At 69.2% G+C, this 15704-nt stretch carries 12 protein-coding genes; 5 read left to right on the top strand and 7 right to left on the bottom strand.

Going from position 1 to position 15704, the window contains the following annotated elements:
* The 6 genes from F3J14_RS27380 to F3J14_RS27355 form a co-directional block, all read right to left on the bottom strand.
* Positions 1-615, bottom strand: a 615-nt coding sequence (locus F3J14_RS27380) for a LacI family DNA-binding transcriptional regulator (RefSeq protein WP_166725621.1), incomplete at its 3' end; no start/stop codon positions are given.
* A gap of 322 nt (positions 616-937) precedes the next feature.
* Positions 938-1903, bottom strand: a complete 966-nt coding sequence (locus tag F3J14_RS27375) for an NAD(P)-dependent oxidoreductase (protein ID WP_166725620.1) — start codon at positions 1901-1903, stop codon at positions 938-940.
* A 5-nt stretch (positions 1904-1908) separates the two neighbouring features.
* Positions 1909-3189 carry an MFS transporter gene (locus F3J14_RS27370; protein WP_166725619.1) on the bottom strand — a complete coding sequence of 427 codons (1281 nt, stop codon included), beginning with the start codon at positions 3187-3189 and terminating at the stop codon, positions 1909-1911.
* Between the two features lie 163 nt (positions 3190-3352).
* Entirely contained in the window at positions 3353-4345 is a 993-nt protein-coding gene (locus tag F3J14_RS27365; protein ID WP_166725618.1) for a sugar kinase, read from the bottom strand.
* Positions 4346-4373: 28 nt separating this feature from the next.
* Positions 4374-5138 carry a sugar phosphate isomerase/epimerase gene (locus F3J14_RS27360; RefSeq protein ID WP_166725617.1) on the bottom strand — a complete coding sequence of 255 codons (765 nt, stop codon included), beginning with the start codon at positions 5136-5138 and terminating at the stop codon, positions 4374-4376.
* A 162-nt stretch (positions 5139-5300) separates the two neighbouring features.
* Positions 5301-6194, bottom strand: coding sequence for a LysR family transcriptional regulator (locus F3J14_RS27355; RefSeq protein ID WP_166725616.1), 894 nt, complete (start codon positions 6192-6194; stop codon positions 5301-5303).
* A 111-nt stretch (positions 6195-6305) separates the two neighbouring features.
* Here F3J14_RS27355 and F3J14_RS27350 point away from each other — a divergent pair, with 111 nt between their 5' ends.
* Both F3J14_RS27350 and F3J14_RS27345 read left to right on the top strand, forming a co-directional pair.
* On the top strand, positions 6306-7382 hold the full coding sequence (locus tag F3J14_RS27350) for a YeiH family protein (RefSeq protein WP_166725615.1): 1077 nt from the start codon (positions 6306-6308) through the stop codon (positions 7380-7382).
* 115 nt (positions 7383-7497) lie between these two features.
* Positions 7498-9231, top strand: a complete 1734-nt coding sequence (locus tag F3J14_RS27345; RefSeq protein WP_348772020.1) for a ClcB-like voltage-gated chloride channel protein — start codon at positions 7498-7500, stop codon at positions 9229-9231.
* Positions 9232-9300: 69 nt separating this feature from the next.
* Here the strand turns inward: F3J14_RS27345 and F3J14_RS27340 are convergent, their stop codons facing one another.
* A complete protein-coding gene (locus F3J14_RS27340) occupies positions 9301-9921 on the bottom strand; it encodes a TetR/AcrR family transcriptional regulator (protein ID WP_166725613.1) in 621 nt (206 codons plus the stop codon).
* Between the two features lie 191 nt (positions 9922-10112).
* On the opposite strand from F3J14_RS27340, the gene F3J14_RS27335 reads away from it, so the two are divergent.
* The 3 genes from F3J14_RS27335 to F3J14_RS27325 form a co-directional block, all read left to right on the top strand.
* On the top strand, positions 10113-11222 hold the full coding sequence (locus tag F3J14_RS27335; protein ID WP_166725612.1) for an efflux RND transporter periplasmic adaptor subunit: 1110 nt from the start codon (positions 10113-10115) through the stop codon (positions 11220-11222).
* Positions 11219-14362, top strand: coding sequence for an efflux RND transporter permease subunit (locus tag F3J14_RS27330; protein WP_166725611.1), 3144 nt, complete (start codon positions 11219-11221; stop codon positions 14360-14362). The genes F3J14_RS27335 and F3J14_RS27330 overlap by 4 nt, the downstream gene beginning before the upstream one ends.
* 2 nt (positions 14363-14364) lie before the next feature.
* On the top strand, positions 14365-15704 hold a 1340-nt coding region (locus F3J14_RS27325), incomplete at its 3' end, for an efflux transporter outer membrane subunit (protein ID WP_166725610.1).

Raw genomic sequence — 15704 nt, 5'->3', positions numbered from 1 at the left:
CAGGCGCCGCGAGCTGACGCGCTCAAACGGCTGCACGACGAAATGGATCGCATCGAAGCCGCGCGCGACCAGGTGCGCGAGCGCCGTCTCGATCGCATCGGTGTTGTCGAGCCCGATCAAGTCGGCCTCGAAGCCCTCGACCGTCCGGTCGACGAGCACGGCCGGGATGCCGGCGCCGCGCAGCGGGCGCAGCACGTCTTCCTCGGCGCCGAGCGCGTTGACGATCAGCCCTTCGACCCGGTAGGTCGTGAGCAGCTGCAGGAAGCGCCGCTCCATCTCGACTTCGTTCGCCGCGTGACAGATGAGCGGCATGTAGCCGAGCGCGTGGCATGCGGCCTCGACGCCCTGCAGCACTTCGATGGTATAGGGGTTGGTGAGGTCGGCCGCGAGCATGCCGAGCAGCCGGTTGCGGCCGCGCTTCAGCCCGCGCGCCATCTGGTTCGGCCGGTAGTTCAGGCGCGCGATCGCCGTCTCGATCCGCTGGCGCAGATCGGCGGACAGCACGTGCGTCTCGCCGTTCAGATAGCGCGAAACGCTGGTCTTGCCCGTGCCGGCTTCGCGTGCGACGTCGCTGATCGTCGCGGGACGCTGCGTGGAAGGTTGCGAATCGCTCAAGTCGTGCCTCGCGACGTACGATCCGCGCCGCTTCGTGTGCGGACGGACCATTGTTGTTGGAAACGAAAGCCACCGGGCGGACGCCGCCGATCCCCTGCCGCGCGCTCGCCCGAAGCCGGCGCACTCGCGCCCGCCCCGGTCACCTGAAACGCACGGCGATCGGCCGCACCCGACCTGGCACGGATGCCCGTCGCCGAACGCTGCCGGCCGCGTGGCCGGGTCATCGATGCAACGAGCGGGCGATCATAACGCAGCCTGCCCTCCCGCACCAAGACCAGCGACTCTAACAGCGCCTGCGGCCCCGCCGGCCGATCGGCGCCGGTCAGGCGTGCGCGAGCGCGTCGGGATTGACGAGATTCGTGCGCAGCGTGCCGGCCAGCGCGCCGACCAGGTTTTCCGCGGCGCAGCGCGCCATCGCATGGCGCGTCTCGTGCGTCGCCGAGCCGATATGCGGCAGCGCGACCACGTTGTTCATCCGCAGCAGCGGCGAATCCGCCGGCAACGGCTCCTTCTCGAACACGTCGAGCCCCGCGCCGCGGATCGTGCCCGCGCGCAGCGCGTCGATCAGCGCGGCCTCGTCGACCACCGGCCCGCGCGACGCGTTGATCAGGATCGCGCCGCGCTTCATCTTCGTGAATTCGGCCGCGCCGATCAGGTGATGCGTTTGCGGCGACAGCGGCACCTGCAGGCACACGAAATCCGACTGCGCGAGCAGCTCGTCGAGCGTCACGCGGCGCGCGCCGTACTGCGTCTCGGCTTCGGCGTGCGCGGAACGGTTCGTGTACAGCACCTGCATCCGGAAACCGAGCGCCGCGCGGCGCGCGACGGCGCCGCCGATCCGCCCGAGCCCGACGATGCCGAGCGTCTTGCCTTGCACGTCGGTGCCGTACAGATCGGGGCCGATGCTGCGATGCCAGTGGCCGGCCTTCACCCACTCCGCCAGTTCGACCACGCGCCGCGCGGACGCCAGGATCAGCGAGAACACGGTGTCGGCGGTCGATTCGGTCAGCACGTCGGGCGTATGCGCGAGCACGATTCCGCGCCGCGTGAGATCCGCGACGTCGAAGTTGTCGTAGCCGACTGAAATCGTCGACCAGGCCTTCAGCCTCGGCGCGCGATCGAGCATCTGCGGCGTGACTTTCAGGCTCGCGCCGATCGCGCCGTGCGCGTCGCCCAACGCATCGGCGAGCGCGGCGGGGCCGTCGGCCTGCACGACATCCGCATGCTCGCGCAGGTACGCGAGAACATCATCGGGCAACGGCTTGTACGCGACGATACGAGGCTTCATCGTTTTCATTTTCCTTGCAGCGGCGCCGCGAGCGAGTGCGCATCGCGCGCCTGGGGTTTGACGGACAGCGTGAGGATCACCGCGGCGACGAGCGCGGCGCTCATGAACGCATACGACGCGACGGGCGACCCGGTCGCACCGTTCAGGTAGCCGACGAAATACGAGCCGACGAACGAGCCGAGCGCGCCCATGCTGTTGATCAGCGCCATCGCGCCGCCGGCGACGTTCTTCGGCAGCAGTTCCGGGACGATCGCGAAGAACGGGCCATACGGCGCGTACATCGCGGCGCCCGCGACGACCAGCAGCGCATACGAGATCCAGAAATGCGACGAGCCGAGCGCATACGACGCGGCGAACGCGGCCGCACCGATCAGCAGGAACGGCCACACGAAGCCGCGGCGCGAGCCGACCTTGTCGGACGCCCACGACGCAACCAGCATCGCGATCGTCGCCGCGAGGTACGGCAGCGCCGACAGCCAGCCGGTCGCCACCATCCCGAGCTCGGACCCGTTCTTGACGATCGACGGCAGCCACAGCACGAAGCCGTACACGCCGATGCTCCAGCAGAAGTACTGCGCGCACAGCTTGATCACGGCCGGCGAACGGAACGCCTCGCCGTAATTGCGCACGGGCTTGATCGCCGCCTGCTCGGCCGCGAGCACGGCGTCGAGGTCGCGCTTTTCCTGTGCGGTGAGCCACGGCGAATCGGCCGGCTTGTCCTGCACGAGGAACCACCAGCACACGGCCCAGATCACGGCCGGCACGCCTTCGGCGATGAACATGTGGCGCCAGCCGAATTCGTGGACCAGATAGCCCGACACGATCGACATCCACAGCACGGTGACGGGATTGCCGAGGATCAGGAACGTGTTCGCGCGCGAGCGCTCGCTCTTCGTGAACCAGTTGCTGATGTAGATCAGCATCGCCGGCATCACGGCCGCCTCGACCACGCCGAGCACGAAGCGGATCACCATCAGCGACGGGATGTCGGCGACCACGCCCGTGAGCGCCGCGCAAGCGCCCCACAGCACGAGGCTGACGAACACGAGCTTCTTGACGCTGCGGCGCTCCGCATAGATCGCGCCCGGAATCTGGAAGAAGAAGTAGCCGAGGAAGAACAGCGCACCGATCAGCGACGACAGGCCCTTGCTGATCCCGAGGTCCTGGTTGATGCCGGCCGCCGCCGCGAACCCGTAGTTCGCGCGATCGAGGTAGGCAAGGCTGTAGGTGATGAAGACGATCGGCATGATCGTCCACCAGCGTCGGACTGCGAGATTGGCTGCCATCAGAATGTCTCCTAGGTAGATCGGAGTGGCGAGTCGTCGCCTGGCTCCGCTCCCGTCCTGTCGGGAATCGACCGGCCTCGGCGTCTGGTCGCCTCGTCCGGCCTCATGCAAAACCGTGCGTGAAGCACGAAATGGGTCCGCGGATTGTGCCGTGTCCGGCCTCTCATTGCGCGGTGACGGTTTCCTCTAGGCGATCGGCGCGATTGCTGACGTTTTCGAGCTGATCGAGTGCCGCACGGGTCGGCAGGCCTTCCGAATCGCCGATCACCTGGATCGCGAGCGCCCCGATGCGGTTGCCGCGCGCGACAGCCTGCTCGACGGAGCGCCCTTCCAGCAGCGCGCTGACCACACCGACCGCGAAGCCGTCGCCGGCGCCGACCGTGTCGACCACCTTCGCGACACGCTCGCCCGCCACGGTGCCCGCGCGACCGTCGGCCGTGCGGAAATACGCGCCTTCGGCGCCCAGCTTGATCACCACGCCGCGTGCGCCGCGTGCCAGATAGAAGCCCGCGATGTCGGCCGGCGTGTCATGCCCGGTGAGCTGCCGCCCTTCGGCGAGCCCCGGCAGCACCCAGTCCGCGAGCGTCGCGAGCGCGTTCAGCGTCTTCGCCATCACGTCGGCGGACGGCCACAGGGTCGGGCGCAGGTTCGGGTCGAACGAGATCGTCTTGCCGGCCGCACGCATCTCGCGCGCCAGTTGGAACGCGAGCTCGCACGACGTCGCGGAGATCGCCGGCGCGACGCCCGTCAGGTGCAGGTGCCGCGCGCCGAGCACGTAATCGGCGACGTAGTCGTCGCACGACAGGTGGCTCGCGGCCGAGCCCTTGCGGAAATATTCGACGGTCGGGTCGCTGCCGTCGTCGTTGCGCGACTTCAGCTGGAAGCCGGTCGGATAGCGCGGATCGACGGTCACGCACGACGCGTCGATGCCTTCGCGCGCGAGCGTGTCGAGCACGTAGGTGCCGAACGAATCACGGCCGACCCGGCTCATCCAGCCGACCCGGAAACCGAGCCGCGACAGGCCGATCGCGACGTTCAGGTCCGCGCCCGCGATCCGCTTCGTGAATTGCGCGGCGTGCGCGAGGTGGCAGGGCTCGGCGGCGACGAACATCGCCATCGCTTCGCCGTAGGTCACGACATCGAGTGCTGCTTTCATGAGTGAACTCCTCCGTATCCTTCCGGCGTCACGCGGCGGCGAGCCACGCGACGCGCCGCCCGGCATCGCCCGCCAGGTCGGCCGCATCGAACGGGAACTCGATGCCGCGCGGCACCGCTTGCGGCAGCGCCGCGAGCACGCCCGTGACGAGCGGATCGCCCGGCGCGGGCGCCACCGCGAAGCGGCGCGCGCCGTCGCCCACAACCGCCTTGCAATGAATGTATTCCACATGCGGCGCGAGCGCGTGCGCACACGCGAGCGGCGCTTCGCCCGGCCACTGCCAGTTGCCGATGTCGAACGTCATGCCGAGTGCATCCGGCGTGCCGGCCTCGGTGAGCGCATCGAACAGCCCGCAGAACTGCGCGAGCGCACCGCCCACCGGCAGCTGGCCGTTCTCGACCACCACGCGGGCACGCGCGCCGCGCGACAGCGCGACGATCTCCGCCGCATGCGCGTCGCCGGCAAAGCCGCCGAGCTGGAACTTGACGAAGCGCGCGCCGAGGGCATCGGCTTCCACAAGCGTGTCGCGCAGCGCGTCGGCGTCGAGTGCGCCGGCTTCCGTGTACAACGTGGCCGGCGTCGAATAGACCGACCACAGCCCGTGTGCGGAAAGTGCCGTGCCGAGCGCGGCCAGCGCGGCGGGCGTCGCGTCGTCGTCGGACGCGAACAGCTCGCGGCGCACCTCGAAGCCGGTCGCGCCGGATGCCGCCGCGGTCGCGAGAAATGCTCGGTGGCCCTCCTGGCGCACGCGGTCCATCCCGAATGCGCTCGCCACGATCACGATGTCTGCCATTTCTGCCCTTTTTTACCGGAATGGAACCGGTTCCATTTGCTTGAGACGGATGGTGCGCTTCGCTGCTGATGCGCACCATAGAGGAAATCCCTAAGGCCGGCCGCCGCGCGAATCCGGTGGCCGCGCATCTGCGTCCGGCGTTCCCGGCAACGGTTCGGCTGCTTATCCGGCCTCGTGCGTGAGGCTCATGTCGAGGAACCGGGCGGCCACGCGCGACGGCGCGGCGCCGTGCGGCACCAGAATCGAGAAATGGCGCGTGAGCGGCGCGGGGGCCAGCGAACGCGGCACGAGCGCCGCCTCCTCGTGACGCAGCGACATCGCGGACACGAACCCGACGCCCATCCCCGCGCGCACAGCCTCCTTCACGGCCTCGACGCCCGCGATCTCGAACGCGACGCGCATCGGCGCGCCGCCGTGCGCGAACGCGCGTTCGACGAGCTGCCGCACGCCGGAGCCCTCCTCGCGCAACACGAGCGGATGCGCGGCGAGTGCGTCGAGCGTGACGCCGGCTTCGTACTCCGGCGCGGCGAGCGGATGCCCGGCCGGCACGACCGCGACGATCTCGTCCTCGTGCCACGCATGCACGGCGGTGCCGGGCGGCAGCGCCTCGCCGGGCGGCCCTTCGATCATCGCGATGTCGAGCGACGCGAGCGCGGCGACCACGTCGGCCGTATTGCCGCTCATCGTCTGGATCGTCACCCGCGGCACGCGCGGCTGGAACGCCGCGATCAGGTACGGCAGCAGGTAGCTGGCCGGCGTCGTGCTCGCGCCGATCCGCAGCGTGCCGGCGTCGAGCCCGCGCACCGCATCGCGAAACGCGCGCGCCTGCGCGAACGTGTCGCGCTGCGCTTTCGCGTACTCCGCGAGCTGTTCGCCGACCGGCGTCAGGCGGATGCCGCGACCGTCGCGCTGGTACAGCAGCTCGCCGAACTCGTCCTGCAGCAGGCGCAGCTGCCCCGACACGGCCGGCTGCGACAGATGCAGCGCCACGGCAGCACGGCTGATGTTCAGATGTTCGGCGACGGCCGCGAACGTTATCAGTTGATCCGGGGTCATGGGTTTGAATTATCGGCTTTCCGGATAGTTTACGTCACAAATCACAATTTTTCATATCGATATATCCAAATTAGGATTAGGCCATCACAACAGGCTTTGTCACGGTGCCCCATGTCCACTGCTCCGACTCCCCCTCTCAGCCACGCCGCGCCGTCGATGCGCGGCCAGTTGAACGGCGTGCTGTTCGTCGCGCTGTTCGCCGCCGCCGTCACGAGCCTGTCGCAACTGCCGGCGATCGCCGGGCTCGGCCTGTCGCCGCTGATCGTCGGGATCGTCGCCGGCGCGCTGTACGGCAACGCGCTGCGCGACGGCATGCCCGCGAGCTGGGCGGCCGGTGTCAACTTTTCCGCGCGCAAGCTGCTGCGCATCGCGGTCGCATTCTTCGGCTTGCGCGTGAGCCTGCAGGAAATCGCGCAGGTCGGCCTGCCGGGCCTGACGGTATCGGTGCTGGTCGTCGTCAGCACGCTCGTGATCGGCACCTGGGTCGGCATGAAGGTGATGAAGCTCGATCGCGACGCGGCGCTGCTGACCGCCGCCGGCAGCGCGATCTGCGGCGCGGCCGCCGTGCTCGCGTTCGAGTCGACGCTGCAGTCGAAGCCGCACCAGAGCGCGATGGCCGTGGGCAGCGTGGTGCTGTTCGGCACGCTGTCGATGTTCCTGTACCCGCTCGCGTATCACGCCGGCCTGCTCGGTCTCGACCCGACCGGCCTCGGCCTGTTCTTCGGCGGCACGATCCACGAGGTCGCGCAGGTGGTCGGCGCGGCGAGCGACATCAGCCCGCAGGTCACGCACGTCGCGACCATCGTGAAGATGACCCGCGTGATGCTGCTGGTGCCGGTGCTGCTCACGCTCGGCTGGTGGCTCGCCCGCTCCGCCCGCTCGGCCAGCGCGAGCGCCGACGGCGCGCAAGGCCGGCGCAAGGTGGCCGTGCCGTGGTTCGCGCTCGGTTTCCTCGGCTTCGTGATCGTCAATTCGCTGAACGTGCTGCCCGCCGATGTCACGCATACGCTGAACCTGCTCGACACCTTCGCGCTGACGATGGCGATGACCGCGCTCGGCATCGAGACCCGCGTGTCGCAGATCCGCGAGGCGGGCCCCCGCGCCCTGACCACCGGCCTGATCCTGTACGTCTGGCTGATCGTCGGCGGTTACGGGATCACCTGGGCCGTGCAGCGCTGCCTTGGCTGAGCCGCACATCCACGCCGCGACACGCGCCGCGCCCGACGGGAAGGTCCCGCGGGCGCGGCGCAGTGCTATGCTTCGCGTCGTTTTCCTTCGTCCTCTTCATCAATCTCTTTCAGCCGTGCTCTCGTTCCTGCTGAAGCTGCGCACTCGCGCCCAGACGCTGTTCCGCCTGTCGGACGCCCATACGATGCTGATCTGGTCGGCCGTCGTCGGCGTCGGCGGCGCCTTCGCCACCATGACGTTCCGCGAAGGCATCGACCTGATGCAGCACCTGATCTCCGGGCACAGCGGCAGCTTCGTGCAGATGGCGAGAAGCCTGCCGTGGTATGTGCGCTTCTGGATGCCGGCCGCGGGTGGTTTCCTGGCCGGCTGCGTGCTGCTGCTCGCGACGCGTGGCGACAAGAAAACCGGCAAGACCGACTACATGGAAGCCGTCGCGCTCGGCGACGGCGTCGTGCCGGTGCGCCAGAGCCTGTGGCGCAGCGTGTCGTCGCTGCTGACGATCGGCAGCGGCGGCTCGATCGGCCGCGAAGGCCCGATGGTGCAGCTCGCGGCGCTCGCCGCCTCGCTGGTCGGCCGCTTCGTGCACTTCGACCCGCCGCGCCTGCGCCTGCTCGTCGCATGCGGCGCAGCGGCCGGTATCACGTCCGCGTACAACGCGCCGATCGCCGGCGCGTTCTTCGTCTCCGAAATCGTGCTCGGCACGATCGCGATGGAGAGCTTCGGGCCGATGGTCGTCGCATCGGTCGTCGCGAACATCGTGATGCGGGAATTCGCCGGCTACCGGCCACCGTACGAGATGCCGGTGTTCCCGGCCGTGACGGGCCCCGAGGTGCTGCTGTTCGTCGTGCTCGGCGCGCTGTGCGGCGTGCTCGCGCCGCAGTTCCTGCATCTGCTCGATGCATCGAAGAACCAGTTCAAGCGGCTGCCCGTGCCGCTGCCGGCGCGGCTCGCGCTCGGCGGCCTCGTGGTCGGCGTGATCTCGGTGTGGATTCCGGACGTGTGGGGCAACGGCTACAGCGTCGTGAACCAGATCCTGCATGCGCCGTGGACCTGGCAGGCGCTCGTCGCGGTGTTGGTGTTCAAGGTGATCGCGACCGCCGCGACGGCCGGCTCGGGCGCGGTCGGCGGCGTGTTCACGCCGACGCTGTTCGTCGGCGCCGTGTTCGGCTCGCTGTTCGGCCTCGCGATGAACGCGCTGTGGCCCGGCCACACGTCCGCGTACTTCGCGTATGCGATGGTCGGGATGGGCGCGTTCATGGCCGGCGCCACGCAGGCGCCGCTGATGGCGATCCTGATGATCTTCGAGATGACGCTGAGCTACCAGGTCGTGCTGCCGCTCCTGGTGTCGTGCGTGTTCGCGTATTTCGTCGCGCGCGCGACCGGCACGACGTCGATGTACGAGATCACGCTGCGTCACCACCAGGACGCGCAGGAACGGCTACGGCTGCGCACCACGCAGATGCGCGAACTGATCCAGCCCGCGCAGACGGTCGTGCCGCTCACCGCGAGCGTCGCCGACATGACGCGCGTGTTTCTCGAATATCCGGTGAAGTATCTGTACGTGACCGACGACACCGGGCGCTTCCGCGGCGCGGTCGCATTGAAGGACATCACGTCCGACCTGCTCGACAAGCGCGACACGACCGACAAGACGGCCGCGCACTACGCGCATACGCCGTTTCCGCTGCTCACGCCCGACATGCCGCTCGCGACCGCGCTCGAACGCTTCATGGCGTTCCAGGGCGAACGGCTGCCGGTGATCGAAAACGAAGCCGAGCCGACGCTCGCGGGGGTCGTCTACAAGACGTCGCTGCTCGACGCGTACCGGCGCATGACCGGCGAGCGCTGACGCACAAGGTGCGCGGCGCCCGGTGCGGCGCCGTCGCGACCCGGGTCGGCGCGCCGCCCGCCTGAGCGTTCAGCCCGGCTCGCGACCCAGCACGACCCGTGCGAAGAACCCCGCCAGCACCGCTTCGGCCGCGTCGGCCGACACGTGCTGCGGATCGGCCGTGTAGTACGACTGGACGCCGTCGCACAGGCACATCAGCCCGAATGCGAGCGTGTCGGCCGGCAGCAGCAGCGGCGTGCCCGCACGCTCGGCGAAGCGCTGGATGAACTCGGCCATCTGCAGCCGCTTGCCGTGCAGGAACTGGTTGAAGCGCACGCGAAACTTCGCGTCGCGCGCTGCCTGCAGCTTCGCCTCGCCCCACAGCAGCGAATACTCGTCGTCGCGAAACAGCGTCCGGTAGTACGCGAGCGCCATCGACTCCATCTGCTCGCGCGGCCCGCCTTCCTCGAAGATCGCCTCGAAATCGGCCCGCACCGAATCATGGTCGCGCTCGAGCAGCTCGAGCAGCAGGTCCGACTTGCTGCGGAAGTTCGAGTAGAACGCGCCGCGCGTGTAGCCAGCCGCCGCCGCGACGTCCTCGACGCTCGCGGCGACATAGCCTTTCTTCAGAAAAATCCGGTGCGCGGCTTTCAGCAGACGTTCGCGCGTCTGGTCCCGGCTCTGCTCGCGAGTTAAGCGCTGTGGTTTCATGGCGCGCAGTCTAGCATCAACCCCCTTTCGGATTCATCTTTGCATTCAGATACAGGTGTGTATTAGAATTCGCCGCAGTTTCCGAACGACCTCGTTCGGCACTGTCCGTGCGCGCCGACCCGGCGCCACTCGGGGCAAGCGCCCGCCGCGCTTGCCGGCTTCGTACCGCTCTCACCTGATCTGGGGGTTTCGTGAATCGCTCCGGTTCCCGCGCCGTGCTGCTGATCGGCACCGCGCTCGTCCTTGCCGCCTGTCACCCGAAGGAAGCCGCGCCGCCCGCGCCGCGCCCGGTCGTCGCGCTGCCCGCGCACGCCGACGGCGCCGCGGTCGCGGCCACGCTGCCCGGCGAGATCCAGCCCCGTTATGCGACGCCGCTGTCGTTCCGCATCGCGGGCAAGATCGTCGAGCGCAAGGTGCGGCTCGGCGATACGGTCAAGGCCGGCCAGGTCGTCGCGCTGCTCGATCCGTCCGACGTCGAGAAGAACGCCGCGAGTGCGCAGGCGCAATTCGATGCCGCGACGCACAGCCTCGCGTTCGCGAAGCAGCAGCTCGACCGCGACCGCGCGCAGGCGCGTGAGAACCTGATCGCGACCGCGCAGCTCGAACAGACCCAGAACAGCTACACGTCGGCGCTCGCGCAGCGCGACCAGGCGCAGCAGCAGCTCGCGCTCGCGAAGAACCAGCTCCGCTATGCGACGCTCGTCGCCGATCACGCGGGCACCATCACCGCGGAACAGGCCGACACCGGCCAGAACGTATCGGCCGGCCAGGCCGTCTACCAGCTCGCGTGGTCGGGCGACGTCGACGTCGTCAGCGACGTGCCCGAGGCCGCGCTCGCGTCGCTCACGCCCGGTCATGCGGCGAGCGTCACGCTGCCGGCGCTGCCGGGCCGCCAGTTCGCCGCGAAGGTGCGCGAGATCGCGCCAGCCGCCGATCCGCAGAGCCGCACTTATCGCGTGAAGCTCACGCTCGCCGCGCCCGATCCGGCCGTCCGCCTCGGGATGACCACGAACGTCGCGTTCGACGGCGCACCGGTTGCCGGCAACGCGCAGATCATCACGCTGCCCGCGACCGCGCTGTTCCACGACGGCCCGCATCCGGCCGTGTGGGTCGTGCGCACGAAGGACGACACACTCGAACTGCGCCGCGTCGACGTCGCGCGCTTCAACGAACGCACCGTCACCGTGTCGCAAGGGCTGCAGCCTGGCGAACGCGTCGTGCTGCAGGGCGTGCATACGGTCAGCGCGGGCGAGAAGGTGCGGCCGGTCGCGCCGCTCCACCCGCAGGACTTCGCATCATGAGCGGCCCCCGCGAAGAAGGCCGCTTCAACCTGTCGGCATGGGCGCTGCGCCACCAGGCGCTGGTGGTCTACCTGATCGCGCTCGCGACGCTCGCGGGCATCCTCGCGTACACGCGGCTCGCGCAATCCGAAGACCCGCCGTTCACGTTCCGCGTGATGGTGATCCGCACGTTCTGGCCCGGCGCGAGCGCGCGGCAGGTGCAGGAACAGGTGACCGACCGGATCGGCCGCAAGCTGCAGGAAACGCCGGCCATCGACTTCCTGCGCAGCTATTCGCGGCCCGGCGAATCGCTGATCTTCTTCACGATGAAGGACGCGGCGCCCGTGAAGGACGTGCCCGAGACCTGGTACCAGATCCGCAAGAAAGTCGGCGACATCGGCTATACGCTGCCGCCCGGCGTGCAGGGCCCGTTCTTCAACGACGAGTTCGGCGACGTCTACACCAACATCTGGACGCTCGAAGGCGACGGCTTCACGCCCGCGCAGCTCCACGACTATGCGGACCAGCTGCGCACCGTGCTCTTGCGCGTGCCGGGCGTCGGCAAGGTCGATTACTTCGGCGACCCCGACCAGCGGATCTTCATCGAGGCGGACAACACGCAGCTCACGCGCCTCGGCATCTCGCCGCAGCAGCTCGGGCAGGCCATCAACGCGCAGAACGACATCTCGTCGGCCGGCGTGCTGACGACCGCCGACGATCGCGTGTTCGTGCGGCCGAGCGGCCAGTTCGACAACGTCGCGGCGATCGCCGACACGCTGATCCGGATCAACGGCCGCACGTTCCGGCTCGGCGATCTCGCGACGGTGAAGCGCGGCTATGACGATCCGGTCGTCACGCAGATGCGGGCGAACGGCCATGCCGTGCTCGGCATCGGCGTGACGATGCAGCCGGGCGGCGACGTGATCCGGCTCGGCAAGGCGCTCGATGCCGAATCGAAGGACCTGCAGGCGCAGCTGCCGGCAGGCCTCAAGCTGACGCTGGTGTCGAGCATGCCGCACGCGGTCGAGCATTCGGTCGACGATTTCCTGGAAGCCGTCGCCGAAGCCGTCGCGATCGTGCTGGTCGTGAGCCTCGTGTCGCTCGGCCTGCGCACCGGGATGGTCGTCGTGATCTCGATTCCGGTCGTGCTCGCCGTGACCGCCCTCTTCATGTACCTGTTCGACATCGGGCTGCACAAGGTGTCGCTCGGCACGCTGGTGCTCGCGCTCGGGCTGCTCGTCGACGACGCGATCATCGCGGTCGAGATGATGGCCGTGAAGCTCGAGCAGGGCTACAGCCGCGCGCGCGCCGCCGCGTTCGCGTACACGAGCACCGCGTTCCCGATGCTGACGGGCACGCTCGTCACGGTGTCGGGCTTCCTGCCGATCGCGCTCGCGAAGTCGAGCACCGGCGAGTACACGCGCTCGATCTTCGAGGTATCGGCGATCGCGCTGATCGCGTCGTGGTTCGCGGCCGTCGTGCTGATCCCGCTGCTCGGCTATCACCTGCTGCCCGAGCGCAAGAAGCACGCGCATGAAGCCCACCTGCCGGACGATCACGAACACGACATCTACGACACGCGTTTCTACAAACGGCTGCGCGGCTGGGTCGAGTGGTGCATCGAGCGGCGCTTCGTCGTGCTGCTGATTACGGGCGCCCTCTTCGTCGTCGCGCTGATGGGCTTCTCGCTCGTGCCGCAGCAGTTCTTCCCGAGCTCGGATCGCCCCGAGCTGCTCGTGGACGTGCGATTGCCGGAAGGCGCATCGTTCGCGGCGACGCTGCGCGAGACCGAGCGCCTCGAGAAAATACTCGACAAGCGGCCCGAGATCGATCATTCGGTGAACTTCGTCGGCAGCGGCGCGCCGCGCTTCTACCTGCCGCTCGACCAGCAGCTGCAGTTGCCGAACTTCGCGCAGTTCGTCGTCACCGCGAAATCGGTCAAGGATCGCGAGAAGCTCGCCACCTGGCTCGAAACCACGCTGCGCGACCAGTTCCCGGCCGTGCGCTGGCGCCTGTCGCGGCTCGAGAACGGGCCGCCCGTCGGCTACCCCGTGCAGTTCCGCGTGAGCGGCGACGACATCGCGACGGTGCGCTCGATCGCCGAGAAGGTCGCGGCGACGATGCGCGGCGACGCGCGCACGGTGAACGTGCAGTTCGACTGGGACGAGCCGGCCGAGCGCTCGGTGCGCTTCGAGCTGGACCAGAAGAAGGCGCGCGAGCTGAACGTGACGTCGCAGGACGTGTCGAGCTTCCTCGCGATGACGCTGTCCGGCACGACCGTCACGCAGTATCGCGAACGCGACAAGCTGATCGCCGTCGACCTGCGCGCACCGCGTGCGGACCGTGTCGATCCGGCGAAGCTCGCGGGCCTCGCGCTGCCGACGCCGAACGGCCCCGTGCCGCTCGGCTCGCTCGGCCGCTTCACGCCGGCACTCGAATACGGCGTGGTGTGGGAGCGCGACCGCCAGCCGACGATCACCGTGCAGTCCGACGTACGCGCCGGCGCCCAGGGCATCGACGTCACGCATACGATCGACGGCAAGCTGAACGCGTTGCGCGCGCAACTGCCGGTCGGCTACCAGATCAACATCGGCGGGTCGGTCGAGGAAAGCGCGAAAGCGCAGAAGTCGATCAACGCGCAGATGCCGCTGATGGCGATAGCCGTGTTCACGCTGCTGATGATCCAGCTGCAGAGCTTCTCGCGCGTGCTGATGGTCGTGCTGACCGCGCCGCTCGGGCTGATCGGCGTGGTCGGCACGCTGCTGCTGTTCGGCCAGCCGTTCGGCTTCGTCGCGATGCTCGGCGTGATCGCGATGTTCGGGATCATCATGCGCAACTCGGTGATTCTCGTCGACCAGATCGAGCAGGACATCGCGGCCGGCCACGGACGCCTCGACGCGATCGTCGGCGCGACCGTGCGGCGCTTCCGTCCGATCACGCTGACGGCCGCGGCCGCCGTGCTCGCGCTGATCCCGCTGTTGCGCTCGAACTTCTTCGGGCCGATGGCGACCGCGCTGATGGGCGGGATCACGAGCGCGACCGTGCTGACGCTGTTCTACCTGCCCGCGCTGTACGCCGCGTGGTTCCGCGTGAAGCGCGACGAACGCGACCCGCACGAACCGCCGCACGACGGCACGCCTGCCGCGCCGTCGGGAGTCTGACCATGGAACTGTCGATGAACCTGAAGACGAAGGCCGCGCGGGCGCTCGCGGCCGCGAGCCTCGTCGGCCCGCTGGCCGGCTGCGCATGGTTCGCACCGAGCGGCGAGCCGCCCGCGATGCCGGCGCCCGCGCATTACGGCGCCATGCCCCAAGTGCAGCAAACGGTATCCGCGCAAGGCGTCGCGCAGCAGTTCGAGGTCGGCGCGCAGCCGGTGCCCGACTGGTGGAAGCAGTACCGTTCCGATGCGCTGAACGCGCTCGTCGACGAAGGGCTGCGCAACAGCCCGACGCTCGGCGCGGCGTCGCATTCGCTGGATGCCGCGCGCGAGCAGCTGCGCGGGCAGATCGGCAGCTCGATGCTGCCGTCGATCGACGCGGGCGCCCAGGCCACGCGCCAGCGCGCGCTCGGCGTGCCGATTCCCGCCCTGGGCGCGCCGACGCTGCTGTACGACACGTTCGTCGGGCAATTGCAGGCGAGCTACACGATCGACCTTTTCGGCGTGTCGCGCTTCGCGAATCGCGCGCTCGCGAAACGCGTCGACGTCAGTGCGTTCCAGCTCGAATCCGCACGGCGCGCGCTGGCCGCGAACATCGTCACCGCGTCGATCACCGTGTCGGTGCTCAATGCGCAGATCGAGACGACCGAGCGGCTCGTCGCGCTCGCGAACGATCAGGCGCACGACGCCGAACGCCGCCATGCGCTCGGTTCGGCGTCGCGCAGCGACGCGCTGAATGCACGGCAAAGCGCCGACACGTTCGCCGCGAGCCTGCCCGCATTACGCCAGCAACGCGACTCGGCCCGCCATGCGCTCGCGGTGCTCGTCGGTCGCACGCCCGACCGGCCGCCGGCCGATCTCGCGCTCGCCGATCTGCACCTGCCCGAGCAGGTGCCCGTGGTCGTGCCGTCGGACCTGCTGCAAAGCCGCCCGGACATCCAGGCCGCCGACGCCGGGCTGAAGGCGGCCGCGGCCGAAGTGGGCCTCGCGACCGCGCAGATGTTCCCGCAGCTGTCGCTGTCGGCGGCGATGGGCAAAGGCGGCTTCAGCTGGCCGACGATGCTGTCGGGCGCCGGCTCGATCTGGAATGTCGGCGCGTCGCTGAGCCAGCCGATCTTCCACGGTGGTGCGCTGCTCGCCCAGCGCCGCGCGGCGAAGGCGACCTACGAGGCCGCGGTCGACCAGTACAAGCAGGCCGTGCTCGGCGCGTTCCAGAATGTGGCCGATTCGCTCGCGGCGCTCGAGCACGATGCCGAGGCGCTCGACGCGTCGTCGCACGCCGCGCTTTCCGCGCGCGGCGCGTACGACGACGCGGCCGCCCGCGTGCGGCTCGGCGCGCTGCCGCA

It is taken from the genome of Burkholderia sp. Tr-862 (genome assembly GCF_011753085.1).
Taxonomy (GTDB): Bacteria; Pseudomonadota; Gammaproteobacteria; order Burkholderiales; family Burkholderiaceae; genus Burkholderia; species Burkholderia ambifaria.
This window is presented reverse-complemented; position numbering and strand designations above follow the sequence as displayed.

Excerpts from the sequence above, each read along its gene's own strand:
- F3J14_RS27340 (WP_166725613.1), bottom strand. The coding sequence starts at position 9,921 with ATGAAACCACAGCGCTTAACTCGCGAGCAGAGCCGGGACCAGACGCGC.
- F3J14_RS27360 (WP_166725617.1), bottom strand. The coding sequence starts at position 5,138 with ATGGCAGACATCGTGATCGTGGCGAGCGCATTCGGGATGGACCGCGTG.
- F3J14_RS27375 (WP_166725620.1), bottom strand. The coding sequence starts at position 1,903 with ATGAAGCCTCGTATCGTCGCGTACAAGCCGTTGCCCGATGATGTTCTC.
- F3J14_RS27355 (WP_166725616.1), bottom strand. The coding sequence starts at position 6,194 with ATGACCCCGGATCAACTGATAACGTTCGCGGCCGTCGCCGAACATCTG.
- F3J14_RS27350 (WP_166725615.1), top strand. The coding sequence starts at position 6,306 with ATGTCCACTGCTCCGACTCCCCCTCTCAGCCACGCCGCGCCGTCGATG.
- F3J14_RS27330 (WP_166725611.1), top strand. The coding sequence starts at position 11,219 with ATGAGCGGCCCCCGCGAAGAAGGCCGCTTCAACCTGTCGGCATGGGCG.
- F3J14_RS27370 (WP_166725619.1), bottom strand. The coding sequence starts at position 3,189 with ATGGCAGCCAATCTCGCAGTCCGACGCTGGTGGACGATCATGCCGATC.
- F3J14_RS27365 (WP_166725618.1), bottom strand. The coding sequence starts at position 4,345 with ATGAAAGCAGCACTCGATGTCGTGACCTACGGCGAAGCGATGGCGATG.